22 protein-coding genes and 1 riboswitch are annotated in these 24,187 nt (G+C 66.2%); of the genes, 7 read left to right on the top strand and 15 right to left on the bottom strand.

From position 1 onward, the window contains the following. Positions 1-187 precede the first annotated feature (187 nt). Complete coding sequence (locus ACOQFS_RS20480) at positions 188-1,297, top strand: anhydro-N-acetylmuramic acid kinase (protein ID WP_421564656.1); 1,110 nt, start codon at positions 188-190, stop codon at positions 1,295-1,297. Between the two features lie 124 nt (positions 1,298-1,421). On the opposite strand, the gene erpA is transcribed toward ACOQFS_RS20480, so the two are convergent. The 6 genes from erpA to ACOQFS_RS20450 all read right to left on the bottom strand — a co-directional run bounded on the left by erpA (position 1,422) and on the right by ACOQFS_RS20450 (position 6,185). Further along, entirely contained in the window at positions 1,422-1,787 is a 366-nt protein-coding gene (gene erpA / locus ACOQFS_RS20475) for an iron-sulfur cluster insertion protein ErpA (protein WP_409827241.1), read from the bottom strand. A 61-nt stretch (positions 1,788-1,848) separates the two neighbouring features. Continuing rightward, on the bottom strand, positions 1,849-2,247 hold the full coding sequence (locus ACOQFS_RS20470; protein ID WP_421564655.1) for a bactofilin family protein: 399 nt from the start codon (positions 2,245-2,247) through the stop codon (positions 1,849-1,851). A 153-nt stretch (positions 2,248-2,400) separates the two neighbouring features. Then, positions 2,401-3,111 (bottom strand): DUF6776 family protein, encoded by a 711-nt coding sequence (locus tag ACOQFS_RS20465; RefSeq protein ID WP_421564654.1) that lies wholly within the window; start codon positions 3,109-3,111, stop codon positions 2,401-2,403. Between the two features lie 161 nt (positions 3,112-3,272). After that, positions 3,273-3,665: a 30S ribosomal protein S9 gene (gene rpsI, locus ACOQFS_RS20460; RefSeq protein WP_291489889.1), complete on the bottom strand. Its 393-nt coding sequence runs from the start codon at positions 3,663-3,665 to the stop codon at positions 3,273-3,275. 12 nt (positions 3,666-3,677) lie between these two features. Then, on the bottom strand, positions 3,678-4,109 hold the full coding sequence (gene rplM, locus ACOQFS_RS20455; protein ID WP_421564653.1) for a 50S ribosomal protein L13: 432 nt from the start codon (positions 4,107-4,109) through the stop codon (positions 3,678-3,680). Between the two features lie 183 nt (positions 4,110-4,292). Beyond that, positions 4,293-6,185 carry a serine/threonine protein kinase gene (locus tag ACOQFS_RS20450; RefSeq protein WP_421564652.1) on the bottom strand — a complete coding sequence of 631 codons (1,893 nt, stop codon included), beginning with the start codon at positions 6,183-6,185 and terminating at the stop codon, positions 4,293-4,295. 431 nt (positions 6,186-6,616) lie between these two features. Here ACOQFS_RS20450 and ACOQFS_RS20445 point away from each other — a divergent pair, with 431 nt between their 5' ends. Beyond that, positions 6,617-7,507: a 23S rRNA (adenine(2030)-N(6))-methyltransferase RlmJ gene (locus ACOQFS_RS20445; protein ID WP_421564651.1), complete on the top strand. Its 891-nt coding sequence runs from the start codon at positions 6,617-6,619 to the stop codon at positions 7,505-7,507. A gap of 54 nt (positions 7,508-7,561) precedes the next feature. On the opposite strand, the gene ACOQFS_RS20440 is transcribed toward ACOQFS_RS20445, so the two are convergent. The 5 genes from ACOQFS_RS20440 to ahcY form a co-directional block, all read right to left on the bottom strand. Beyond that, positions 7,562-8,029 carry a septal ring lytic transglycosylase RlpA family protein gene (locus ACOQFS_RS20440; RefSeq protein WP_421564650.1) on the bottom strand — a complete coding sequence of 156 codons (468 nt, stop codon included), beginning with the start codon at positions 8,027-8,029 and terminating at the stop codon, positions 7,562-7,564. Positions 8,030-8,132: 103 nt separating this feature from the next. Further along, positions 8,133-8,750, bottom strand: coding sequence for a DUF4124 domain-containing protein (locus tag ACOQFS_RS20435; RefSeq protein WP_421564649.1), 618 nt, complete (start codon positions 8,748-8,750; stop codon positions 8,133-8,135). 65 nt (positions 8,751-8,815) lie between these two features. Next, positions 8,816-9,667, bottom strand: a complete 852-nt coding sequence (gene metF, locus ACOQFS_RS20430; RefSeq protein WP_421564648.1) for a methylenetetrahydrofolate reductase [NAD(P)H] — start codon at positions 9,665-9,667, stop codon at positions 8,816-8,818. Then, a complete protein-coding gene (locus tag ACOQFS_RS20425; protein ID WP_421564647.1) occupies positions 9,664-10,662 on the bottom strand; it encodes a TlyA family RNA methyltransferase in 999 nt (332 codons plus the stop codon). The genes metF and ACOQFS_RS20425 overlap by 4 nt, the downstream gene beginning before the upstream one ends. Positions 10,663-10,838: 176 nt before the next feature. Further along, on the bottom strand, positions 10,839-12,275 hold the full coding sequence (gene ahcY, locus ACOQFS_RS20420; protein WP_421564646.1) for an adenosylhomocysteinase: 1,437 nt from the start codon (positions 12,273-12,275) through the stop codon (positions 10,839-10,841). Between the two features lie 68 nt (positions 12,276-12,343). Further along, positions 12,344-12,426, bottom strand: a riboswitch (S-adenosyl-L-homocysteine riboswitch). Positions 12,427-12,649: 223 nt separating this feature from the next. Between ahcY and ACOQFS_RS20415 the strand changes: the two genes are divergently transcribed. The 4 genes from ACOQFS_RS20415 (at position 12,650) to ACOQFS_RS20400 (ending at position 18,306) form a co-directional block, all read left to right on the top strand. Continuing rightward, positions 12,650-13,426, top strand: a complete 777-nt coding sequence (locus ACOQFS_RS20415) for an SDR family oxidoreductase (protein ID WP_421564645.1) — start codon at positions 12,650-12,652, stop codon at positions 13,424-13,426. A 125-nt stretch (positions 13,427-13,551) separates the two neighbouring features. Then, positions 13,552-15,180, top strand: a complete 1,629-nt coding sequence (locus ACOQFS_RS20410; RefSeq protein WP_421564644.1) for a peptide chain release factor 3 — start codon at positions 13,552-13,554, stop codon at positions 15,178-15,180. A gap of 318 nt (positions 15,181-15,498) precedes the next feature. Next, positions 15,499-17,367: a hypothetical protein gene (locus ACOQFS_RS20405; protein WP_421564643.1), complete on the top strand. Its 1,869-nt coding sequence runs from the start codon at positions 15,499-15,501 to the stop codon at positions 17,365-17,367. 78 nt (positions 17,368-17,445) lie between these two features. Further along, on the top strand, positions 17,446-18,306 hold the full coding sequence (locus ACOQFS_RS20400) for an HAD-IIB family hydrolase (protein ID WP_421564642.1): 861 nt from the start codon (positions 17,446-17,448) through the stop codon (positions 18,304-18,306). A gap of 36 nt (positions 18,307-18,342) precedes the next feature. Here ACOQFS_RS20400 and ACOQFS_RS20395 read toward each other — a convergent pair whose 3' ends face one another. The 4 genes from ACOQFS_RS20395 to ACOQFS_RS20380 form a co-directional block, all read right to left on the bottom strand. Beyond that, a complete protein-coding gene (locus ACOQFS_RS20395; protein ID WP_421564641.1) occupies positions 18,343-19,647 on the bottom strand; it encodes a GGDEF domain-containing protein in 1,305 nt (434 codons plus the stop codon). Between the two features lie 172 nt (positions 19,648-19,819). Next, a complete protein-coding gene (locus ACOQFS_RS20390; RefSeq protein WP_421564640.1) occupies positions 19,820-20,782 on the bottom strand; it encodes a Bug family tripartite tricarboxylate transporter substrate binding protein in 963 nt (320 codons plus the stop codon). Between the two features lie 126 nt (positions 20,783-20,908). After that, positions 20,909-21,340, bottom strand: a complete 432-nt coding sequence (locus tag ACOQFS_RS20385; protein ID WP_421564639.1) for an Lrp/AsnC family transcriptional regulator — start codon at positions 21,338-21,340, stop codon at positions 20,909-20,911. 184 nt (positions 21,341-21,524) lie between these two features. After that, entirely contained in the window at positions 21,525-21,887 is a 363-nt protein-coding gene (locus ACOQFS_RS20380) for a hypothetical protein (RefSeq protein ID WP_421564657.1), read from the bottom strand. 215 nt (positions 21,888-22,102) lie between these two features. Between ACOQFS_RS20380 and ACOQFS_RS20375 the strand changes: the two genes are divergently transcribed. Further along, positions 22,103-23,986 (top strand): putative nucleotidyltransferase substrate binding domain-containing protein, encoded by a 1,884-nt coding sequence (locus ACOQFS_RS20375; protein ID WP_421564638.1) that lies wholly within the window; start codon positions 22,103-22,105, stop codon positions 23,984-23,986. Positions 23,987-24,187: the final 201 nt, after the last annotated feature.

Genomic DNA, 24,187 nt, shown 5'->3' with positions numbered 1-24,187 from the left:
CACAAGCGCCGCAACGCCGCAGACCGCCCGGCAAGGCACTTGCCCGAAGGGTTGGAGTGAAATCGGGCGATTGAACGCACCGGCCGCTTGCATGGGCATGAGCCCATGCGGCGCACCCGGCGCATCCACTCACACCGATTGCACTCCAATGCGATCTACAAAAAGACATTGAACAGGCTCTAAGGCCATGCCCGATCTCTACATCGGCCTGATGTCGGGCACGTCGCTGGACGGCATCGACGGCGTGCTGGTCGATTTCTCCGGCCCGCGCCTGGCGGTTATCCACCATGCCAGCGCACCATTCCCCCCCACGCTGCGGGCCGAGCTGCTGGCCCTGAACACCCCGGGCGACAACGAGCTGCACCGCGCTGCCCTGGCCGGCACGGCGCTGGCGCGCGCCTACGCCGGGGTGGTCGGCACGTTGCTGGCCCGCAGCGGCCATACGGCCCGCGACATTCGCGCCGTGGGCGCACACGGTCAAACCGTGCGGCACCGGCCGCAGGCGTTCGACGGCACCGGCTACACCCTGCAGCTCAACAACCCCGCCCTGCTGGCCGAGCTGACCGGCATCCCCGTGGTGGCCGATTTCCGCAGCCGCGACGTCGCGGCCGGCGGCCAGGGGGCACCGCTGGTGCCGGCCTTCCACCAGGGCGTGTTCGGGCAGCCCGGGCGCACGGTGCTGGCGCTCAACATCGGCGGAATCTCCAACCTGAGCGTGCTGGGTGGCGATGGATCCGTGCTGGGGTTTGACTGCGGCCCCGGCAATGCCCTGATGGACGACTGGTGCCAGCGGCACACCGGCCAGCCATTCGACGACGGCGGCGCCTGGGCCGCCAGCGGGCACGTGCTGCCGGATCTGCTGGCGCGGCTCATGGAAGAGCCCTTTTTGCACCGACTGCCCCCCAAAAGCACTGGCCGCGACCTGTTCAATCCGCCCTGGCTTGCGGCGCGCCTGGAGGCTTTCGCTGCCGCGTCGGCTGCAGATGTGCAGGCAACACTTACCGAATTTACTGCCACCGCTTGTGCAGCAAGCGTTAACAGCTATCAAAAAGATAGCTTTCTACTGGCCGTCTGCGGCGGCGGAGCCTTGAACGACCACCTCATGCAGCGCCTGCAGGCCCTGTGCCCTGCGGTGAAAGTGGTACCGACCGATGACCTGGGCCTGCCGGCCCTGCAGGTCGAAGCGGCCGCGTTTGCATGGCTGGCGCGGCAGGCACTGACGGGGGCTCCAGGCAATCTGCCCGGCGTGACCGGCGCCGCAGGGCCGAGAGTGCTTGGCGCGGTTTATCCGGCGTGAACGGGTCTCCCCGCGCTGCAACCGGGGCCGCCCGCGCCGGGGCTAATCCAGAACAGTGCACAGCAAAAAGCCGCCCGAGGGCGGCTTTTTTTTGCCGAAGGAGCTCGGGCAATCGCCCGACACATCAGGCCGAGAAGCTCGACCCGCAGCCACAGGTGGTGGTGGCGTTGGGGTTCTTGATCACGAACTGGGCGCCCTGCAGATCTTCCTTGTAGTCGATCTCCGCGCCCACAAGGTACTGGTAGCTCATCGCATCGATCAGCAGCGAGACACCATTCTTGGTCATGGTGGTGTCGTCCTCGTTGGTGATTTCGTCGAAGGTGAAACCATACTGGAAACCCGAGCAGCCACCGCCTTGCACGAACACACGCAGCTTGAGGTCAGGGTTGCCCTCTTCCGCGATCAGGTCGGCCACCTTGGCGGCAGCGCTGTCGGTGAACAGAATGGGGGCGGGCATGTCGGTCTGGATGTTGTCGGCTACGGCGCTCATGGGGGTACTCCGGGATCAAAGCTGGCCATAAATACTACTGCAAACCGCTCGGGAATTCCGATCACTGCCCATTTGACGCCAATTTGAGTGGGGGCTTTTCTTCCACCAGTTGGGCGGCCGGGCACATCTGGCCCGCAATCATCGCGCCCTGGTGCATCTCGAGGGCCTTGTAGTGCACGTTGCCCGTGATCCGCGCCTTGGGCTGCAGTTCGAGCAGTTCCTTGGCGTGCACGGGCCCGATCACCTGGCCATTCACGATCACGTGATCGCCGTGCACCGCGCCCTCCACCCTGGCGGTTTCGGAGATCACCACGATGCTGGGCTGCTCGGCCGCGGCACGGATGTCGCCCACCACCTCGCCGTCAATGCGCATGCCCTCGGCAAACTGCACATCGCCTTCGATCTTGGTGCCTTCCGCAATCAGGCTTTTGATGGGCGGCTGCTTCTTTCTGGAAAACATGGCGAAACTCCTGGTGGCGGGGGAGCCGTCGAAACGCCGACGCCTCACAACGCATGGAAAGAAATGCTGGGAAAACCCTCAGCACGCGAACCGGGCCCGACCGGGCCCGTCGCCAGCCGGGATACTGCACAGACCCGGCGGCGCGGCTTCGCATCAGTCGAGCACCATGGTCTGGGTGGTGCGAACGGTGGAGCCTTCGAGCACCCGCGCGGTCACGGTTTTTACCACGGCGTTGGCCGGCAGATTCAGTACCCCCTCGATCCGCCGGTACTGCTTGACTTGCAGCGGCTGCCCCTGTGGCGGCTGCGTCTGCGTCCAGGCGCTGCCATCCCGCGTCCCCGTGAGCACCAGCTCCAGCCTGCCGTTGAAATCCGGCGCATTGCGGCTTGCCTGAATCACCAGCACCTGCCAGCGCAACTGCATCCCTCCCAGCACTTCGGCCTGCAGGCCCCGTATGGCCAGGCCATCGCCGGTAGCCGCAGGCAGCAGCTTCTCAAAGAAGCCCAGATCCTCGCGCAGAGTGCGGTTGTCGGCTTCCAGCTGCCGCACCTGGGCCACAAGGCTGTCCCGGGCGGCACGCTCGGCGACGAGCAGGCTTTCTGCCGTGTGGGCCACGGTTTGCTGCTCGCTGCCCTCGTCCCGCAGGCGGGCCACCTCCGCGCGCAGTTGCAGCAGCTCCTGTCGCGACACCGTGTCGACACCGGCAATGGTTTTGCCAAACTCGAATGCCCACAGCGCCACCGCAGCACAGAAGCCGAGCACCACCGCCAATGCCATCCAGCGGAACGGCCAGGGCAACGCACTGCGGATCGCCACGCGCGGGGCACTGATGGTCAGGCGGCGTCGGAGCAGGCGAAAGCGCATGGCGAAGGCGGTGGGGAATGGCACCCCGAGTTGAGAAAGATGCGCACCTTAAACGAAAAAACCGCCCGAAGGCGGTTTTTTGTTCTGTAAAGCAGCGCAAGCGCGCTTTGCAGAAGAGGACGCCGCAATGGGCAGCGGCATCCGGCAGAGCCCCACGCTTGTTAACGCTTGGAGAACTGCTTGGCGCGGCGTGCGGAGTGCAGACCGACCTTCTTACGCTCGACTTCACGTGCGTCGCGGGTCACGAAGCCGGCCTGGCTCAGTGCGGACTTGAGCGTCGCGTCGTAGTCGATCAGGGCGCGGGTGATGCCGTGGCGGGTGGCACCGGCCTGGCCGGACTCACCGCCGCCGTGCACGTTGACCTGCACGTCGAAGGTTTCGACGTGGTTGGTCAGCACCAGCGGCTGCTTGGCAATCATGATCGAGGTTTCGCGGCCGAAATACTGTTGAATGTCCTTGCCATTCACAGTGATCTTGCCGGAGCCCTTCTTCAGAAACACGCGGGCGACGCTGGACTTGCGACGGCCGGTGCCATTGTTCCATTCACCAATCATTCTCAAGGCTCCTTAGATTTCCAGAGCCTTGGGCTGCTGGGCGGTGTGGGGATGCTCTGCACCACCGTACACCTTGAGTTTCTTGATCATTGCGTAGCCGAGGGGGCCCTTGGGCAGCATGCCCTTGACGGCCTTTTCCAGCGCGCGGCCGGGGTGCTTGGCTTGCAGGTCGCGGAAGTTCGTGGCAGTGATACCGCCGGGGAAGCCCGAGTGGCGGTAGTACACCTTGTCCAGGGACTTGGTGCCAGTGACCTTGAGCTTGGCTGCGTTGATGATGACGATGAAGTCACCGGTATCGACGTGAGGCGTGTAAATGGCCTTGTGTTTGCCGCGCAGACGGAGAGCAACTTCGCTGGCTACTCGTCCGAGGACCTTGTCGGTCGCGTCAATCACAAACCACTCGTGCACGACCTCAGCGGGCTTGGCGCTGAAAGTGGTGGTCATGAGATTTCTCTTCAAAAGAGGGTTTGGCGGGTCCTTTTCCACGGTCGGTGCTTCTCTTTCGGAAGCCTCTTAGGTGGCCTTCATCCTTCGCCGCGGGACCACAGATGCGCTGCGAAGCCTTCCATTATACAAACCAACGCGCTTTCACCGCAAGCAGGCCGGCGCACCAGACCCTGGGCCGTGTCAGTTCGGTGTCTGGCGGCGGCGCAGTTCTTCGGCCTCGTAGCGCCGGCGGTTCTCCACGCAGACCTGCTGGTTGGCCTGCGCCGGTTTCTGACATTCCTGGTGAATGCACATGGGCCGCGCAAGGAAGCTGGAGTCAGCGCACACCTCTTGCGGCGTGGGCTGACGTGCGGGCGCGGGTCGCGGCCGAGGCGCAGCAACCACTGGCGGCGGCTCGGCGACAGGCTCCTCCTTCACCATGACGGGAGGAGGAGGCGGCGGTTCAGCGGCCACCCGTTTTGGCGTGGTGCGCGGTGGCGGTTTGGGCGCCGAAGCGGCCACTGCGGGTACTTCAGCCACCGCGGCCGCCACACTCGCGGACGGCGCAGGCACCACAGCGGGCGCCGAAGCGGCCGCTGCGGCCTCGGACGCCACCTCGGTGGCCGATGCCGCGACCGCCGCCGGCTCGGCCATCTCAGTGATGATGTCGTCCTTCGGTGCAGGGCCATTCTGCGCCCAGCGCACACCGGTGGCCGCAGCCACCACCACCAACGCACCTGCAGCCACCCACACGAGCGGCGACCGACGCCGCGGCCTGACAGGTCGCCCGGCCTGGGGCACCCCTGCCGCGGCCTTGCGGTGGGCGGCGTTACCTGGCCGCTCTCCCGCCGGCTCGCGGCGGGCAGGCGCGGGAAGGTCATGCCGGGAGTCCTCGGCAGCCACGGTGTCGCCGGCATCGATGAACACCGTATCTTCTGCATCAATCGCCACGGTGTCCGGGCCGCTGGCAGTGCTGTCGACGGTCGCTTCCTGCGCCGCAGCGCGTTGTACATGGGCCTGCATTGCGGCCGCGAGCTTCTCCCCGGACGTGACATCCACCGTGGGCGTGAGCAATCCGGGGCCGGGCTGGTCCGCGGGCTCTACCCAGATGTCCCCGAGCTCGGCGCGGAAGTCGAAATGCTGCACGCCTTCCGGCGGCGATGTCATCTCCATGGCCGCCAAAAAGGCATCAATACTCTGTGGACGGTCGGCAGGCCGCAGCGCCAGCGACTGTGCGATGGCCGCGACGAAGGGCTCGGAGTACTCCACCCCGAACTGGCGCTTCACCGTCTTGGCAACCCGCGGGAACGACACCATCCGGTCGCGGATGGAGCGCAACGTGGCGGGCAGCGGTGTGTCGTTGCAAAGGCATCCGTGCACCACCGCTGCCAGCGAATACAGGTCGCTCCAGGGGCCCTGGCGCAGGTCGTCATCCCCGTCTGCATACTGCTCGATGGGAGCGTAATTCACCTTGAGCACGGCCGTGTGCTTGCGGTCCTGGTCGTTGATGGCGTGGCGGGCGGCGCCCAGGTCCAGCAGGACCGGAGGGCCGTTATCCTGCAAAAAAATGTTGTCCGGCGAAATATCGCGGTGCAGGGTTTTGCCATCGTGCAGCACCCGCAGCGCGCCCAGCACGGTCCACAACAGCTTGCGCAGCCAGATTTCCGGCGGTGGCGTGCGCATCTGCGCGCGCGCCTGCTTGAAAGTCATGCCGCTGTACAAAGGCATGACCATGTAGGCGGTGTTGTTGGCCTCCCAGAAGCGGAACACCTTGACCAGCGAAGGATGGTCAAACTGCGCAAGCAGCCGCGCCTCATCCACAAACGACGACAGCCCGGTCTGGAACGTCTGCTGGTCGGAAGACGAACGAACCCACAGCGATTGGCCCTGGGCCCGGCCGGCCAGGGCCGAGGGCATGTATTCCTTGATGGCGACCGGACGGTGCAGCGAATGGTCGAAGGCCTTGTAGACCATGCCAAACCCGCCCACGCCCAGCAGCGAGAGGATCTCGAACTCCGCCAGCCGGGTCCCGGTGGGCAGCGCATCCACGTGGCTGACACCGCTGGAGGGGGCTTGGCTGGAACTATCGGTCATGTTGAAAAGGCGTGACGGACGGGCGAAGGCAACAAGGAAATGGCAACCGCAACCGGAAGCAGGCAGCAAATTCTGGCCGGGATTGCGATCATGCGGTAAGGCCGTTCATCTAAACGAAACAAAAGGCATTCTGTATGCCAAATACCTCACACGAAGTGATCGCCCGGCCCCCATTGTGCCCGGCAGGCCGAACCATCCGCCAGGTGTGCATGCCCGGAGAGCCCCGCACGCCAGCCCGAAGTCCGATTTTCACCGTCTTTGCGAACCCGCATCGGCCCTCGAACGAAGAACCCTCGAAAATGACCGCTTTCCGGACCCGATGCACGGAAAGGCGACACCGTCCCGTCTGCTGTGCCCGCAGGCAGCCGTTGGCGGTGGCCCAAGGGCATCGAGCGTGTGCGCTCACCCACGCACTCGCTACCATTGGCGCCATGTTCAGTTATCGCCACGCCTTCCACGCGGGCAACCATGCCGATGTGCTCAAGCACACCGTCCTGATTGCTGCCTTGCAACACCTCACCGAGAAAGACGCGGCCCTGACCGTGCTGGACACCCATGCCGGTGCCGGCCTGTATCGGCTGGACGGCGACTACGCCAGCACCAGCGGCGAAGCCGCCGACGGCATCGCCCGCCTGTTTGCGCCCGGCACGCCCCCGCTCACCCCGGCCCTGCAGGACTATGCGGACCTGGTGGGCGCCTTCAACCAAGGCAACACGCTGCGGGTGTACCCCGGCTCCCCGTTCATCGCCCAGCGCCTGCTGCGCAGCCATGACAAGCTCAAGCTGTTTGAACTGCACCCGACCGACCTGCGCTCCCTGGCCGGCAATGTCGCGCAGCTCGAAGCCGGCCGCCAGGTGGCCGTGCTGCACGAGGACGGCTTCGAGGGCATCAAGAAATTTTTACCCCCACCGACCCGCCGCGCTCTCGTACTGTGCGATCCCAGCTATGAAATCAAGAGCGACTATGCCAAGGTGCTCGACATGGCCACCGACTCGCTCAAGCGCTTTGCCACAGGCACCTATGCCTTCTGGTACCCGATCATTCCCCGCCCCGAGGCGCACGATCTGCCCCGCCGCCTCAAGACCCTGGCCACCAAGTCCGGCAAAAGCTGGCTGCACGCCACGTTGACCGTCAAGTCGAGCAAGGTGACCGAAAGCGCTACCGGCGACACCAAACGCCCGGGGTTGCCCGCCAGCGGCATGTTTCTGGTCAATCCCCCCTACACGCTCAAGGCCGCGCTGAAGGCGGCGCTGCCGCAGATGGCGGAACTGCTGGCACAGGACAAGCACGCCACACACACGCTCGAATCAGGCGGCGGCTGATCTGAATGACGCCCCGCACCGGCCTTGACAGACAGGCATGTGGCGCGGGCGTGTTCAGTCGCGCTCGCAGGTGGTCTGACCTGCAGGCACCGGTGCCACCTCCACAGGCTTGAGCCCCAGGCCGTGCACACCCAGCGCCACGGCGGCGGCGCGGCTCAAATCCACCACCCGGCCAGCGATGTGGGGGCCCCGGTCGTTGACGCGGACCACCACGCCCCGCCCCGTGACCAGGCTGCGCACACACAGCAGTGTTCCAAATGCATAGGTCCGGTGGGCGGCCGTCATGGCATGCATGTCGAAGCGTTCGCCGCTGGCGGTTCGCCTGCGGTGGAATCCCGGGCCATACCAGGAGGCCAACCCCGTTTCCAGTGCGCTTGCCGCATCGGCATCTTCTGCAGAGCCGGTCGCGCCCTCTTCGCCGGGCGACATGCCTCCTGCAAGCTCCGCGCCCGCCGTGTCCACGGCATCACCCGCCCTGGCCGCCTCGGGGCTCAGTTCGGCCCCGTAGAGATGTGCAGACACTGCGTCGCGCTCTGCACCCCAGGCGCCGTGCGTGTGCCCCGCCATCAGCAGACAACACAGCGCGGCAAGCCGCAGCGAAAGGCGTGGTGGGCAGCGCAACGGCCTAGCGCTTGCAGCGCGCCATGAAGGCTTCCTCGAACCGGCGCAGGTCGTTCTTTTCGCCCTCTGTCAGGTCCGTGCGAGCGCGCTTGTTGGCGAGAATCCGCCGGGACTCGGCGCATTGCTGGGCAAACCGGGCTTCTTGCTCACGGGTGGCATTGGCCTCCATCTGGGCCGCCTTTTCATCTTCCCGGCGCTGCCGGTCACGGGCGGAGCGCTCGCTGGAAAGCCGCGAATACGCGTCCCGCTCCTCGTCTCGGCAATCCCTGCGGTACTCGCGGCGCAGGCCATCCAGGACGTCGGCCTTGATGCCGCGCGAGTATGCCGAGCGGATGTTCTCATCCAGCGACTTGCACCGCGCGCTCAGGTATTGGTAGTGGTCGGGCGTATCGGGCACAGAACGCACCGGCGAAGAGCCATAGCCGGACGATGACGACGAGTACGAAGGCCGCGACGGCGCCGGACCGGCAGAGACCGCCGTCGTGCGCGCGTTGGCCGGACAGGGGCGGGACAGCGAGTAGGTGTTGCCTTGGTCATCGCGGCAGTGGTAGCGGGTTTGCGCCTGCGCACCCGCCACGCCCCAACACAGCGCAAATAACAACACAGCAACGCCTGTTCTCATGTCAACGCATCCCTCGAGTCAGTTTGAAAGCAGCGCAGCAATGTAAACGAAGCGCCCCGGCGGGATCAAATCCCCAGACGACGGCAGATTTCGAGCGTCGCCGCGCTCTGGTTCATGGTGTAGAAGTGCAAGGCGGGCACGCCTTGGCTGCGCAGCTGGTCGCACAGGTCGGTCACCACGTCCAGACCAAAGGACTTGATGCTGGCCGTGTCGTCGCCAAACGCCTGCAGGCGCAACCGGATCCAGCGCGGGATCTCGGCCCCGCAGGCGTCCGAAAAGCGCATCAGCTGCGTGGAGCTGCCGATGGGCATGACGCCCGGCACTACAGGCACCTCGGCACCCAGGCGCTGCGCGTCTTCCACAAACCGAAAGTACGCGTCGCAGTTGTAGAAGTACTGGGTGATGGCCGAATCGGCCCCCGCCTGCACCTTGGCGACGTAGGCCTGCAGGTCGGCCTCGGGCGATCGGGCCTGGGGGTGCACCTCGGGGTACGCAGCCACCTCGATATGGAAGTCGTCGCCGGTCTCGGCACGGATGAAAGCCACCAGATCGCTGGCATACAGAAACTCGCCGCCCGCACCATAGCCGCTGGGCAGGTCACCCCGCAGTGCCACCAGTCGCTTGACGCCCATGGCCTTGAGCTGCGTGAGCTGCTCGCGCACCGACTGGCGCGTGGCGCCGATGCAGGAAAAATGCGACGCAGCGCTCACCCCCTCGGCCAGGATCTCGCGCACGGTTCCGAAGGTCCCCTCCTGCGTCGATCCGCCCGCACCGTAGGTCACGGAGCAAAAGTCGGGATGCAAGGCATAAAGCTGCTGCCGCGCCGCGCGCAGCTTGTCGGCGCCTTCGGGCGTCTTGGGCGGAAAAAACTCAAAGCTCACCGGAAACCCGGCGCCCTGTGCGTTGGCAGCAGTCATGCAGCCCTCCTCGCATGGATAAAGAATTCACGGTTGCCATCGCCGCCCTGGATGGGACTGTCGATCCACCCCTGCACGCTCAGCCCCGCCGAGGCACAGCCGTCGCGGATGCGCTGCTCGACCACCGCATACAGCGTTTCGTCGCGGACGATGCCCCCCTTGCCCACCTGGCCCGGCTGCAGCTCGAACTGCGGCTTGACCAGCATGACCAGGTCGCCCTCGGGCGCCAGCAGCGGCACCAGCGCAGGCAGCACCAGCGTGAGCGAGATGAACGACAGGTCGCCGGTCACCAGGCCGAACGTGGGCGTGATATCGACATCGGCGCGGTCTGCGCGGCGGCGGCGCTCCACCGGCAGCGTGCCCTGTGCGCGGGCCTTGGCCAGCTCGGCGCGCTCGGACTTGAAGGCCTCGATGTCCTTGTCCTTGGCATCGCCGCTGTCGTCGTAGTCGTCGTCCACCAGGCCGCCATTGCGCATCCAGCTGTAGGGCGCCTCGGGCTGGGTTTCGTTGTCCTCGTGCTGTTCGATGACTTCCGACAGCGCTTCTTCGCAGGCCTGCGCCAGCGTCTCGGCCGTCATCGCGCGGGCATTCAGGCCCTCAACACACACCACGCGCGGGTCGCTTCTCAAGCGCTCGTGCAGCTGGTCATGGCCCACATCCACGCCGATCACCTGCGCGGCGCCGCGCTGCAGCAGGCAGTCGGTGAAACCGCCGGTGCTCTGGCCCACATCCAGACAGCGCAGGCCCTGCACCTTGAGGCCCAGAGCGTCAAGCGCGCCTTCGAGCTTGAGCCCGCCGCGCGAGATGTACCTGGCCTCGGCGCCATCGAGCAGCTGCACCTCGGCAATGGCCGGAATGTCGTCGCCGTTCTTCGCCACCTTCTGCCAGGGCGCGAGCGGCGACAGGCGCCACTCCACCCCCGACGCAATCAGGCGCTGGGCCTGCGAACGGGTGGCCGCATGCCCCCGCTCCACCAAAAACACGTCTGCGCGCATGGCGCCATCCTTATATGAATAAAAAATGCCTCTAGCGCTTTACCAGCATGCGCTGACAGCTATATTTTGTATAGCAATCATCGCCAGAATGCATGCACGCGGACCAGGCGCACAGCTCTGAAACGCGCCGCGAAGGGCTTGTGCCCTTGCGCGTGCGGATCATCGATAGCAATCCATCAATACCGGTAGGTGTCGGGCTTGTACGGGCCTTGCTTGGGCACGCCGATGTAGGCGGCCTGCTCGTCGCTCAGTTCGGTCAGCATGGCGCCCACCTTCTTCAGATGCAGGCGTGCGACCTTTTCATCCAGGTGCTTGGGCAACACGTAGACCTTGCCCACGTCATAGGAGTCGCTATGGGCGAACAGCTCGATCTGGGCGATGGTCTGGTTGGCGAACGAGTTGGACATCACGAAGCTGGGGTGGCCCGTGCCGCAACCCAGGTTCACCAGGCGGCCCTTGGCCAGCAGGATGATGCGTTTGCCGTCGGGGAAGATCACGTGGTCCACCTGGGGCTTGATCTCTTCCCACTGGCAGTTCTCTTCAAGCTTGGCGACCTGGATCTCGTTGTCAAAGTGGCCGATGTTGCAGACGATGGCCTGGTCCTTCATCGCCGCCATGTGCTCATAGGTGATCACGTCGCGGTTGCCCGTGGTGGTCACGAAGATGTCGGCCTTGTCGGCCGCCCATTCCATGGTCACGACCTTGAAACCTTCCATCGCGGCCTGCAGGGCGTTGATGGGGTCGATCTCGGTCACCCACACCTGGGCGCTCAGGGCGCGCAGGGCCTGGGCGCTGCCCTTGCCCACATCGCCATAGCCGGCCACCACGGCCACCTTGCCGGCGATCATCACGTCGGTGGCGCGCTTGATGCCGTCCACCAGCGATTCGCGGCAGCCATACAGGTTGTCGAACTTGCTCTTGGTGACCGAATCGTTCACGTTGATCGCGCGGAACATCAGCGTGCCCTTGGCCGACATTTCCTTCAGGCGGTGCACGCCGGTGGTCGTCTCTTCGGTCACGCCAAGGATCTGCGCGCTCTTGCGGCTGTACCAGGTGTCGTCTTCGGCCAGCTTGGCCTTGATGGCGGCAAACAGGATGCGCTCTTCCTCGCTGCCCGGGTTGGCCAGCACGGACGCGTCCTTCTCGGCCTTCTTGCCCAGGTGCATGAGCAGCGTGGCATCGCCGCCGTCGTCCAGGATCATGTTGGGGCCTTCGCCCTCCGATCCCTTGGGGCCGAAGTCGAAGATGCGGTGGGTGTAGTCCCAGTATTCGGCCAGGGTCTCGCCCTTGATGGCGAACACCGGCGTGCCGGTGGCGGCGATCGCGGCGGCGGCGTGGTCCTGCGTGGAGAAGATGTTGCACGAGGCCCAGCGCACGTCGGCGCCCAGGGCTTGCAGCGTCTCGATCAGCACGGCGGTCTGGATCGTCATGTGCAGGCTGCCGGTGATGCGGGCGCCCTTGAGCGACTGCTTGGCCGCGAATTCCTCGCGGATGGCCATCAGACCCGGCATTTCCGTTTCGGCGATCTTGATTTCCTTGCGGCCCCAATCGGCCAGGCCGATGTCGGCAATGATGCAGTCGGCGTTGACCGGGGCGTTGACGCGTGCGTTCATGGTGGTGTGCTCCAAAGCGTGTTTGAAAAACCACTGATCGGGGGAGTGACAAGGCTCACCACACGAGAAGTGGATGAGCGTCGTTGCGGGTTGATGACTCCGAGCCTCACGCCCCGCTGGTGCTGGGGGCGCTGCAACGCTCCTCGGAATGGCGAATTATAAAAGCAAGCGCCCCGCTGCCACAAAACATGCCCGCTTGCCCACGCGGCCACCGCCCACGGCCGGCGGGCCAGCCGCAGGCCTGCCGCGCATGTCACCTGCGCGGCTGCCCGCGTGCCCCACCCCGCTGACACTGCGCTCTTTGCCGGAACGCCAGAGCGCAAACCTCGCACTGCCCAGACGTTCGCAGCGCAGCCATCAAGGAGCAGCACAACATGGACCCCAAGGACAAGGTCGTCATCGTCACCGGAGGCGCGAGCGGCATCGGCCGCAGCATCGCACGGCGTTTTGCACAGGAGGGCGCGCGCGCCGTGGTCGTGGCCGACCTGCATCTCGAACCCGCCCTGGCCGTGGCGAACGAGATCGGTGGCCTGGCCGTGCGCTGCGATGTATCGAAGGAGGCCGACATCCAGGCCCTGGTGGCCACTACCCGCGAACGCTATGGCCGTGTGGACGCCTACATCTCCAACGCCGGCATCCTGGGACGCCCGGGCGGCATAGAACTCGAAGACCCGCTGTGGAATGCGATGTGGAACATCCACGGCATGGCCCACGTGTGGGCCGCCCGCGCCGTGGTGCCCGAGATGGTGGAACGTGGCGAGGGCTTCTTCCTCGTCACGGCCTCGGCCGCGGGGCTGCTGACCATCGTCGAATCCGCCCCCTACGCGGTCACCAAACACGCGGCCGTGGCCTTTGCCGAGTGGCTGCGCATTGCCTATGGGCGGCGCGGCCTGGGCGTGGCCTGCCTGTGCCCGCAGTCTGTGCAGACGGCCATGGTCACGGGCACCGGCGGTTCGGCCTCGCACGACGGCATCCTGCCGCCCGAGCAGGTGGCGGGCGACGTGCTGGCAGCCATGCAGGACGGCCGTTTCCTGGTTCTGCCCCACCCCGAGGTGGCGCAATACTTCCGCAACAAGGGCCAGGACTACGAGCGCTGGATCGGCGGCATGCAGAAGATGTACGCCCGCCACACGCAGGCACCCACCGACTGATACAAAGGTCCGGCGAATTCCAGAGCGGCCGCCCAGTAAAATCGCGCGCTTCGGCGCACTGCGCCCGTCGCGCCCGCTGCCGCCCACCAGGCCGCAGCGGGGCCCTAGCCCTCTTGGAATCCCCCGTGTCCCACGCCCCCGAAACCCGGCGCCGCCGTACCTTTGCCATCATTTCCCACCCCGACGCGGGCAAGACGACGCTGACGGAAAAACTGCTGCTGTTTTCGGGCGCGATCCAGATTGCGGGTGCGGTCAAAGGCCGCAAAGCCAGCCGCCACGCCACGTCCGACTGGATGGAAATTGAAAAGCAGCGCGGCATCTCGGTGGCCTCGTCCGTCATGCAGATGGCCTACCGCGACCACGTGGTCAACCTGCTCGACACCCCGGGCCACAAGGACTTCTCGGAAGACACCTACCGCGTGCTCACCGCCGTGGATTCGGCGCTGATGGTGATCGACGCCGCCAACGGTGTGGAAGCACAAACCCGCCGCCTGATCGAGGTCTGCCGCCAGCGCGACACGCCCATCATCACCTTCGTCAACAAGATGGACCGCGAGGTGCGCGACCCTTTGGACATCATGGACGAGGTGGAGCGAGAGCTGGGCATGCCCTGCTGTCCCATGACCTGGCCCGTGGGCCAGGGCAAGAGCTTCGGCGGCATCATCAACCTGCGCACCCAGGCCATGACGGTGTTCGAAGCCGGCAGCGAACGCCGCCCGCAGGATTTTGAATCCATCCCGCTGACCGACGTGGACACCCTGCGCGCCCGCTTCGGCGCAGAATTCGACGCCGCGCTCGAGAGCATGGAGCTGGCCACCGGCGCATCGCCCGCGTGGGACCACGAGGCCTTCCTCGCGGGCAAGCTCACGCCCGTGTTCTTCGGCTCCGGCGTGAACAACTTCGGGGTGATGGAAGTGCTGGACGCCCTGGTCGACATGGCCCCGCCCCCCGGCCCGCGCGTGAGCACGCTCGAAGTCAACCGGCAGCCGGTGGTCAAGACCGTCCACCCCGAAGACGAAGGCTTCTCGGGCGTGGTGTTCAAGGTGCAAGCGAACATGGACGCCAACCACCGCGACCGCATCGCGTTTGTGCGTGTGGCATCCGGCAAGTACACGCCCGGCATGAAACTCAAGGTGCAGCGCACCGGCAAGGAGCTGCGTCCCACCTCGGTGGTCACGTTCATGAGCCAGCGCCGCGAGGCGGTGGAAGAAGCCTACGCGGGCGACATCATCGGCTTCACCACCCATGGCGGCGTGCAGCTGGGCGACACCATCACCGACGGCGCCAGCCTGCAATTCACCGGCCTGCCGTTCTTCGCCCCCGAGATGTTCATGACGGTGGTACTCAAGAACCCACTGCGCACCAAGCAACTGCAGCAGGGCCTGGCCCAGCTGGGCGAGGAGGGCGCGATTCAGGTCTTCAAGCCCGACGCCGGCGGCAACATGCTGCTGGGCGCCGTGGGCCAGCTGCAGTTCGAAGTGGTGCAGCACCGCCTGAAGGCCGAGTACGACGCCGATGTGCGCCTGGAAGGCTGCCAGTACACGGGCGCGCGCTGGATCACGGCGGACAACGCGGCCGACCTGCGGGCATTTACGGACGCCTATCCGCTGCGCCTGGCGCATGACGCGGCAGATACGCTGGCCTACCTGTGCACCTCGCCGTATGACGTACGACTGGCGCAGGAGCGGTTCCCGAAAATTCACTTTCATCCGCTGCGGGAGCATGCGGGGTTGGCGTTGCAACACATCGCGTAAGAGTCGGCAGGACCCTCAGCCGCGACGAGCCACGGCGCTCGCGTGACCGGCTCCGCAACCACCCGACACGCTGCTAAGCGAGTCAGCGCACAGCGGGGCCGCAGCCGATGCTACGAATCTTTCCTTTCGCTACCAAGCTTGCATTGGATACTCGCATGCATTTTTCGGTCAATGCCTTGCGACAGATCCTATGCCCCCTCCCAATCATTCGATCTTTTCTTAGCTCTCTTGGGCGTGGCCCTTGCTAGCTCCTGGTGGCATTCCTGCACTACGACGTGGACAACGTTCCTGCGGAGCCATTGAGTACCATCCTGGGCAATGAAACCCTTTTCCCTGATCTTGCAGGGTCTGATCCTGGCGGGGCTTTACACCCCGTTGGCACAGGCATCCACCAAATCGGCACAGCCCAACCCGCCACCTGCGACGGCCTTGAAGACACCCGCCCCGTTCATCCTGGCCCCCACGGTCGAAGGGCTGCTCGCCTGTGACGCAGCAGAGCGCACTGCCGGATTGTTGACTCTGAGCCAGGCACAGGCACACTGCCTGCAGCGCCGTGAGAGCGCTGCACCAGCTCTTCGAAAGCTGCTAGACAGCTTAGAGCCCGGTGGGCCGCGTGGGACAGTTCAGGTGGGTTACACCGTCACCTTGCAGTTGCTGGCGCTCTTCCAGCGCACACCCAAGGGGTGGGAAATCGACAATGCCCAAGTTGAAACCTGGATGCGCTTGATCACCGACGTGCAGCGACCCGTCGTGATTTACCTTTCTTCCGGGCACTTCGATTCGACGGGCCCGCTGACCGATGAGTTGCTCGCCGACTCCAACAACCTCATGGCGCTGCGCGACGGCCTACCGCCCAAGCTGGGGTACTTTGGCTATCGCATCGCGCCATATACGCTGCGCATCGACGAGAGCATTCCCGTGAACCGCTATCGTTACTCCGCCCTGGATGCCGTGGCCAAGCGCATTCTGGCGCTGCCCATCCAAGTGCGCGAGCGCATCGTGGCCGTGACACTAGCGGGTGAGCTGCACCATCTCTTTCCCGATTTTGAGGCGGGCATGGGGCGTCATCAAGACGTGCAGGTCACAGACTACCACCCCGAGTCGGTGGCTGAATTTCGACGCTGGCTGGCGCGAGAATATGGAACGGTGCAGGCGTACGCCCGGGCCACCGGCTTGCCGCTACGCAGTTTTGACGAGGTTTCTGCGCCGTCGCGCGACATCCGAAAGGAATCGCTGCGCAACTTTGCCGACCATTTCGATGCGCATGCCGATGGCCTGCTTCCTCTCTCGGGCTGGTTGTGGGACCCGCAGGGCCGAGTGCAACGGCTTCAGGTTCACCTGAACGGAAAACCCCTGGCAGAGGTGCCGCGCGGATTCAACCGCCTGGATGTGTATCGGGCACTCGAAGAGATCACCAGTCCCAATGTCGGGTTTCGGTACGAGCTCGACTACAGCGGGCTGCCGCCAGGTCGCCACCGCGTGCAGGTGCTCGCGCATACAGTGGATGGCCTGTTCGAGGTAGCCGAACGGGAATTCACGGTCATGGAGCGCAACCGGCGCATACCGCGATCCGACACCCCTTCGGCGATCAAGGCCCAATCCCTGAAAGGGCTGCGCGGAGTCCGCGCCTGGATGGACCTGCCCCAGCCTGCGCTGGATCTCTACTACAACCCCCTCGCTCGCGACTGGAACCGCTTCCGCAGCGTGCAGGCAGCCGGTTTTCTGGCCGAGTTTCACCGCCGCGCGCGCGCAGCCGGGTTGCCTGCACACTGGCTGTTCTCGCACCAGATCGTGCCGCGGGCCAACAGTACGTGGAACCCCCAGCTCTTCGCCATGGACGACACGTTGCGCGGCGATGCCGCATGGAACCATGGTCTGAACATGTATGGAGGCATGACCGACAGCGACTGGATGCAGGGCTATCTGCAAGCGCGGGGTATCCGTGGATACGGTGTGCCGGAGTTCCACCCTCAGCAATGGAAAGTCCCCGGTGCGGCACTGCGGGCCTTGCAGCGGCACCAACAGGCGGGCGCCCGGTTCATCAGCCCCTACTACTTCACCGTGGTGCCTCAACGCTTCAAAGGAGGGGCAGAGCACGGCGTCAGCCGCATGGAACTCTCGCCCACGAATCGGAAGGATGGGTCGGATCAGCTCTACCGCGCCATTGTGGAATTTGCCCGCCAGTAGTCTCCCAGACCGGCCAAGCTGGTCCAGGCCTGCCCGTTTTTCCGTGGCACACTCCGCGCCGCCATATTTGCTGACCCAATGTCCTGCCCTTTACCTCTTGATCGGCTCCTACCACTGGCCGACGCCACCACCTTGCGTTCGCAACGCGCGCTGGGCCTCCTGACCGACATCGACGACACCCTGACCACCGACGGCGCCATCACGCCCGATGCACTCCAGGCCTTGACGGACCTCAAGGCCGCAGGCCTCCCCGTGATTCCCATCACCGGCCGCCCCGTCGGCTGGAGCGAGCCTTTTGCCCTCTCCTGGCCGGTGGACGCCATCGTGGCGGAGAACGGGGCGGTGGCGCTGATGCGGCAGGCGGATGGAACGCTGGCCAAGCGGTACCAGCAGGATGCGCCCACCCGGGCTGCCAATTTCGCACGGATGCAGGAGGTTCTCGCGCAGATCGAGCGGGAAGTGCCTGGGGCGCAACGTGCCACCGACTCACCCGGGCGCGAGACCGACATCGCCATCGACCACAGCGAATTCACCCAGCTGCCGCAGGCATCCATCGACCATGCCGTGCGCATCATGCGCGAGGCGGGGATGAATGCCACCGTGAGCAGCATCCACATCAACGGCTGGTACGGCGCGCACAACAAGCTGGAAGGGGCGCGCTGGATCGTGCGCGAGCTGTGGGGACGCGACCTGGATGCGGAGATCGACCGCTGGGTGTATGTGGGCGATTCCACGAACGACGAACTGATGTTCAAGCACTTCCCCCACAGCGTGGGTGTGGCCAACATCGCCCGCTTTGTGCCGCAGCTGCAGCACCTGCCACGTTACGTGACGCAGGGTGAGCGGGGCGCAGGGTTTGCAGAGCTGGTGGACCATGTGCTGGCACGCCGCGCCGCAATGGCACCCCCTGCCGGACTGCCGCAGAGCAAGTTGATCTGAACCGCGCGCGACGCATAAGCCCCGGCCGCGCGCCCTTCAGGCCATCTCGGGATGGTGCGCTCCGTCGGCATCGCCGGACGACGGCGGATCCTGAACGTCACTGGTGCGCACATACCGCGCAAAGCCGCCCTCGGGCAGCGCCAGCATCACGCGGTTACGGCCCTCGCGCTTGCCCGCGTACAGGCCGCTGTCGGCGCGCGACAGCAGGTTTTCCAAGGTCGGTGCGCCGGGGCTGTGCTGCACCACGCCGACCGTGGCGGTCACGGTCACCCGGTGCGGCCCCACTTCCACGGGGGTGCTGCCCAGTGTGTCCAGAAAGCGCTGCATGACCTCCCCCGCCTGCTCCAGTGTGGCGCCCGGCAGCACCACTGCAAATTCTTCTCCTCCGATGCGGCCCACAGCGTCTTCGCAGCGGAATCGGCTCGCAAACAGTGCGCCCACCGTGCGCAGCACGGCGTCACCGGCGGCGTGGCCCAACCCATCGTTGACCTGCTTGAAATGGTCGATGTCCAGCAGGCCCACCGACAAGGGCTGCAGCGAGCGCCGCGCGCGGTGCAGTTCGTTGTTGGCTTGGTGTTCGAAGGCGCGGCGGTTGCGCAACCCGGTCAGCGCGTCGGTGGAGGCCTGGTTCTGCAGTTCCACCTCCAGGGCAATGCGGCGCTGCACCTCGGCCTGCAGCCCCTGGTTGACGGCCAGCAGCTGCTGGCGCAGGTGGTATTCCTGCCGCTGCGCGCGCTGCAGCCGCACGGCCGATGCGTAGCCCACGATGGCGGGCAGCGCCAACGCAAAAATCACACCCATCACGACCGGCGGAGCCACGCCAACGGACCACATGGTGAAGGCCGCACCGACGGCGCCAAACGTGACCACGGGCACATACTGCAGCGCCCGGCCCGGCAGGAACACGAACAGGCTCAGCTGCAGCAGCATGATCATCGCGGTGTTCAACGCGCGCAGGTCCGGCCGGAGGACATAGAAAAGGAAGAAGAACGGGTAGCCTGCCAGGCCAAGCCACATCACGGTCGTGCTGGCAGGTGCCAGCTCGGGCTTGCGCCCCAGGCGCATGAAGGCCATGGCCAGCAGCACGGCCATGGCGAGGCGGTATGCGGTGAGCAGCCAGAACTCCCTGCTGGGCCCCATCTGCGCGTAGTCGGGCAGGGCAAACAGCACCATCGTGACGCCCCAGATGCCCACCCCCAGACGCTGCTGCTGCGCCATGGCCTGCTGGTGTTCGGCGCGGTAGGCGCGCTCGGTGGCGGCGTCGACGAATTCGCCACTCCAGGAATGGATCGCTGCGGCGGCAGGGGCGGGGCCGGGCGCGGGAGTGGGCGGGGAGGTCACCGCGCCATCCTAGTGCAGGCGGGCGCAGCGCACCAGCATGGTGAACCCGGGGGCCACAGCCGGGTGTCAGCAGGGCGTCAGCGCCACCACGGCAGCGCGGCACGGGGCGGTCCGCCCACGGACCCATGAACGAACGAGTTCAGCGAGTCAGCAAGTCAACCCGCACGCTCGCTCATTGCGGCTTGGCCAGGCCCAGCTTTTCGACCAGGGCCTTTTCGCGCGCAAAGGTGTCTTGCGCAAACTTCAGGTAGGCCGCCGTGCCCATGTACATCGGCACCATGTCGTAGCGGGAGAGTGCCGTGCGATAGCTGTCCTGCTCCATGGCCTGCTTGAAGGCATCGTGCAGGCGCTTGACCACGGCATCGGGGGTGCCCTTGGGGGCGCCAATGCCGAAGGGCGAGTTCTGGACCAGGTCCAGCCCCAGCTCCTTGAGCGTGGGCGCATCGGGGAATTTGGCCAGGCGCTCGGCGCCCCAGGTGTTGAGCACACGCAGCTTGCCGGCTTCGACCTGCGGGGCAAAGCCCGTGGAATCGGCCGCAGCCATGATCTGCCCGCCCAGGATGGACTGCATCAGGTCGGCACTGCCCTTGTAGGGCACGTGCAGCAGCTCCAGGCCCAGCTGCTGGGCGATGAGTTCCATGGTCAGGTGCGGGCTGGTCATGGTGCCGGTGGACCCGTAGCTGAGCTTGCCGGGGTTGGCCTTGGCCCAGGCCACAAAGTGCGTCCAGGTCTTGAGCGGAGAGTCGGCCGGAACCACCAGGCCGAAGGCATAGCCCGTGACATTGAGCACATAGCTGATGTCCTTCACCGGGTCCCAGTTGATCTTGGTGGTGTAGGGCAGGCGGAACACGCCGAGCGGAATCTGCGCGACGGTGTAGCCGTCGGCGGGCGAGGTCTGCAGTGCCTGCGCGGGCAGCGTGCCGCCCGCACCGGGCTTGTTCTCCACGATCACGGGCTGGCCCAGGATCTTGCTCGCGTTGTCGGCCAGCGCGCGCATGGTGATGTCGGTGGGCCCGCCCGCGGGGAAGGCAATGATGAGCTTGATGGGCTTGGAGGGAAAGCTCTGTGCGTGCGCCAGGATTGCGGGCGCGGCGAGGCTGGCGGCCCCCCACTGGATGATTTGGCGACGTTGCATGGCAGGCTTCCTTCCAACAAGCAAGAGACAAAAGATCCTTCCATTGGACTGCAGCCCGGCGCGCAGGGCATGCAGGAAACCCCCTAGCCGGTGTCGCCAAGGCGGCAATGCAGCGGCGCCGGACGTTCAGGCCTTGTAGGTGGACAGCAGGATGCTGGTCTCGGTGTTGGCAATCCCCGGGGTGAGCCGGATGCGGCCCAGCGCCGCATCGAAGGCCTCCAGGCTTTCGGCCCGCACCTCGGCCACGATGTCCCAGCGGCCGTTGGTGGTGTGCAGCGTGCCCACCATGGGCTCGCCGCGCAGCGCGCGGATCACTTCGGGCGCTGCATTGCCTTCCACGGCGATGCACATCCAGGCGCGGATGCGCTGGGGCTCTGAGTCGGGCCTGAGGCGCACCGTGTAGCCGACGATGACGCCGCCCTCCTCCATCTTGCGCAGCCGGTTCTGCACGGTGCCGCGTGACACGCGCAGCCTTTGCGCCAGCGTGGCCACCGGGGTGCGCGCGTCGGCGCGCAGGATGCTGAGGATTTCCCGATCGGTGTCGTCGAGTGGGGTCATGGTGCAGTGAGGTTGCGGCGTTCCGCCTGATTGTGCAGTCGCCGGCGCCAGCGGGGCGTTGGCAACGCATGTCGGCAACAGCCCTCGCAAGGCGCCGCCCGTGAACTGCGGATCGTGCAAAGTTTGATAGAAATCACCCCCAACGCTTACCCACAATCACTTTTATGCTACGTTTTATATAGCATCATTCATCTTCACTGCGCTCCAGTGGCCGCGCCTCCAGGTGCGCGTCACAGCCCGAGCCTGCTGCAATCCACCGCCGCGCCAGTGCCGACACCGCGCGCAGCGCCCACGGGTGGCGCCAGCCCGTGACGCCGCCGGGGTCGGCCACCATGCCGCACCAATAGCGCTGTTCCGTCTCGGAATACCTGAGCGCCTTGCACGCGCCGGTGCGCTTGCGCGACACGAGCACACCCAGCGGGCACGGCTCGGCCAGGCAGCAGAGTCCGCAGCCATTGCAAGGCGCACCCGTGGCAGGCTTGGGCGGGGCCGCCGGGTGCAGCCACAGCACCACGGGCGGCGCTTCGCGGCGCGGGGGGTGGGACAGGAATGGCACGGTGCAAAACAATGGCGAACGTTGCAACAGACCATGCTACGCCATGCCGCCATGCCGCCATGCCTTCGCCATTCCGCCGCCATGGGCCCAGCACTCCAGGCAACGCACCGACCGCCACCGGCCCGGTAACAACCCTGCCCCACAGCCGCGCCCACGCTGCAACAATGGCAGACCGCATCCCTCTGGCGCGCAGCCGTCCATCCGCCATGAACCCTGCACCGCACACCCACGCCACCATCGAGGCCGCGCTGGCCAGCCACCGCGTGTGGAGCCAGCTCGACGAGGCCACGCTGCAGCAGCTGGCCCCGCAGTGGACGCTGCAGGCCTGCGACGTCGGCAGCACGCTGCTGCCCCAGGGGCAGCTGCACAGCCGCACCGGCCTGGTCGTGGCGGGTGCGGTCGATCTGCACGACCCCGACCTGGACATGGCCGTTCACCTGCAGCCGGGCGACATGTTCGGCTTTGGCGCCACCCCCGCGCAGCACCTCACCACCTGGCAGGCCACCGCCGCCGCCGACAGCCACATCGCCTGGCTGGACGCCGAGACGATCGCGGCCCTGTGCCGCGACCACGGCGCGCTGGCCTACTACTTTCCATCGGTGTCAATGTCACCCGCGCCCTCCGCCGCTGCCGCCACCGCCCAGGCGCCCGGCGGCAGCGGCATGCACCTGAACCTGCTGGGCACGCCGGTGCGCGCCCTGGTCAAGCGCGAGCCCATCACCCTGCCGCCCGACGCCAGCATCCGCGCCGCCGCGCAGCAGATGCGCGAGCTGCGCGTGTCCTCGGTGCTGCTGGTGCAGCAGGGCCACCTGTTCGGCCTGGTCACCGACCGCGACCTGCGCAACCGCGTGGTGGCTGAGGGGCTGGACATCGACCGCTCGGTGGCCGACATCGCCACGCTGGCACCGCTCACGCTGCAGGCCCAGAGCCCGGCGTTCGACGCGCTGCTGCTGATGGCACGGCACAACATCCACCACCTGCCGGTGATGGATGGCGCGCGCATCGTGGGCATGATCACCGCCACCGACCTGGCTGAGCAGCACAGCACCTCGGCCGTGTACCTGGCGGGTGACGTGTACAAGCAGACGACGGTGGAGGGCCTGGCCCGCACGGCGGCCAAGGTGCGGCCGCTGCAGCAGCACCTGGCCGCCGCCGATGCCAGCGCCTACAGCACCGGCCACATCGTCACTGCCATCACCGACGCACTGACCACCCGGCTGATCCACCTGGCCGAAGCCCAGCTGGGCCCGGCCCCGGTGGACTATGTCTGGGTGGCTGCCGGATCACAGGCGCGCAGCGAACAGACCGCCAAGTCCGACCAGGACAACTGCCTGGTGCTGGACGACCGTTATGACGAAGCCGCGCACGGCGAATACTTCCGCGCCTTCTCGCGCTTCGTGTGCGACGGGCTGGCCGCCTGCGGATACATCCACTGCCCCGGCGAGATCATGGCCATGACCGACAAGTGGCGCCAGCCACGCCACCGCTGGGCCGAATACTTCCGCCAATGGGTGGACAAGCCCGACCCCATGGCGCTGATGCTGACCTGCGTGTTCTTCGACCTGCGCGCCATCCACGGCAAGACCGAGCTGCTGGAATCGCTGCGCCACGAGGTGCTGCAGCGCACGCGGGGCAACAGCCTGTTCCTTGCGCTGATGGTGGGCAACGCGCTCAAGCACCGCCCGCCGCTGGGCCTGTTCGGCACCATCACCCGCATCCGCGGCGGCGAAAACGCGGGCACCATCGACCTCAAGCACAACGGCATCGTGCCCATCGTGGACCTGGCACGCATCTATGCCCTGGCCGGCGGCCTGGCCGCCGTGAACACGCACGACCGGCTGGAGCAGTCCTCGCGCAGCGGCGAAGTCAGCCCACAGAGCGCACGCGACCTGCGCGAAGCGCTGGAGTTTCTGTCCCGCCTGCGCATCGCGCACCAGGCCCGGCAGATGGCGCAGAGCCAGGCCCCCGACAACTTCCTTGCGCTGGAGGAGCTGTCCAACTTCGAGCGCAGCCACCTCAAGGAGGCGTTCTCGGTGGTGCAAACGCTGCAGGGGGTGCTGGGGCAGCGGTATCAGGCGGGGCGGTACTGAATCGGCGGAGCCACAGGCGATGGGTTCCAGGAGCCGGGGCGCCTTCCCCCATCCGTTCGGGCTGAGCTTGTCGAAGCCTGGACGCCTCCCCACCCGTTCGGGCTGAGCCTGTCGAAGCCGGGACGCCTCCCCATCCGTTCGGGCTGAACCTGTCGAAGCCGGGGCGCCTCCCCCATCCGTTCGGGCTGAGCTTGTCGAAGC

Origin of the sequence: Paracidovorax sp. MALMAid1276 (assembly GCF_049198005.1) — a bacterium.
In the GTDB taxonomy this organism is placed as follows: Bacteria; Pseudomonadota; Gammaproteobacteria; order Burkholderiales; family Burkholderiaceae_C; genus Acidovorax.
This window is presented reverse-complemented; position numbering and strand designations above follow the sequence as displayed.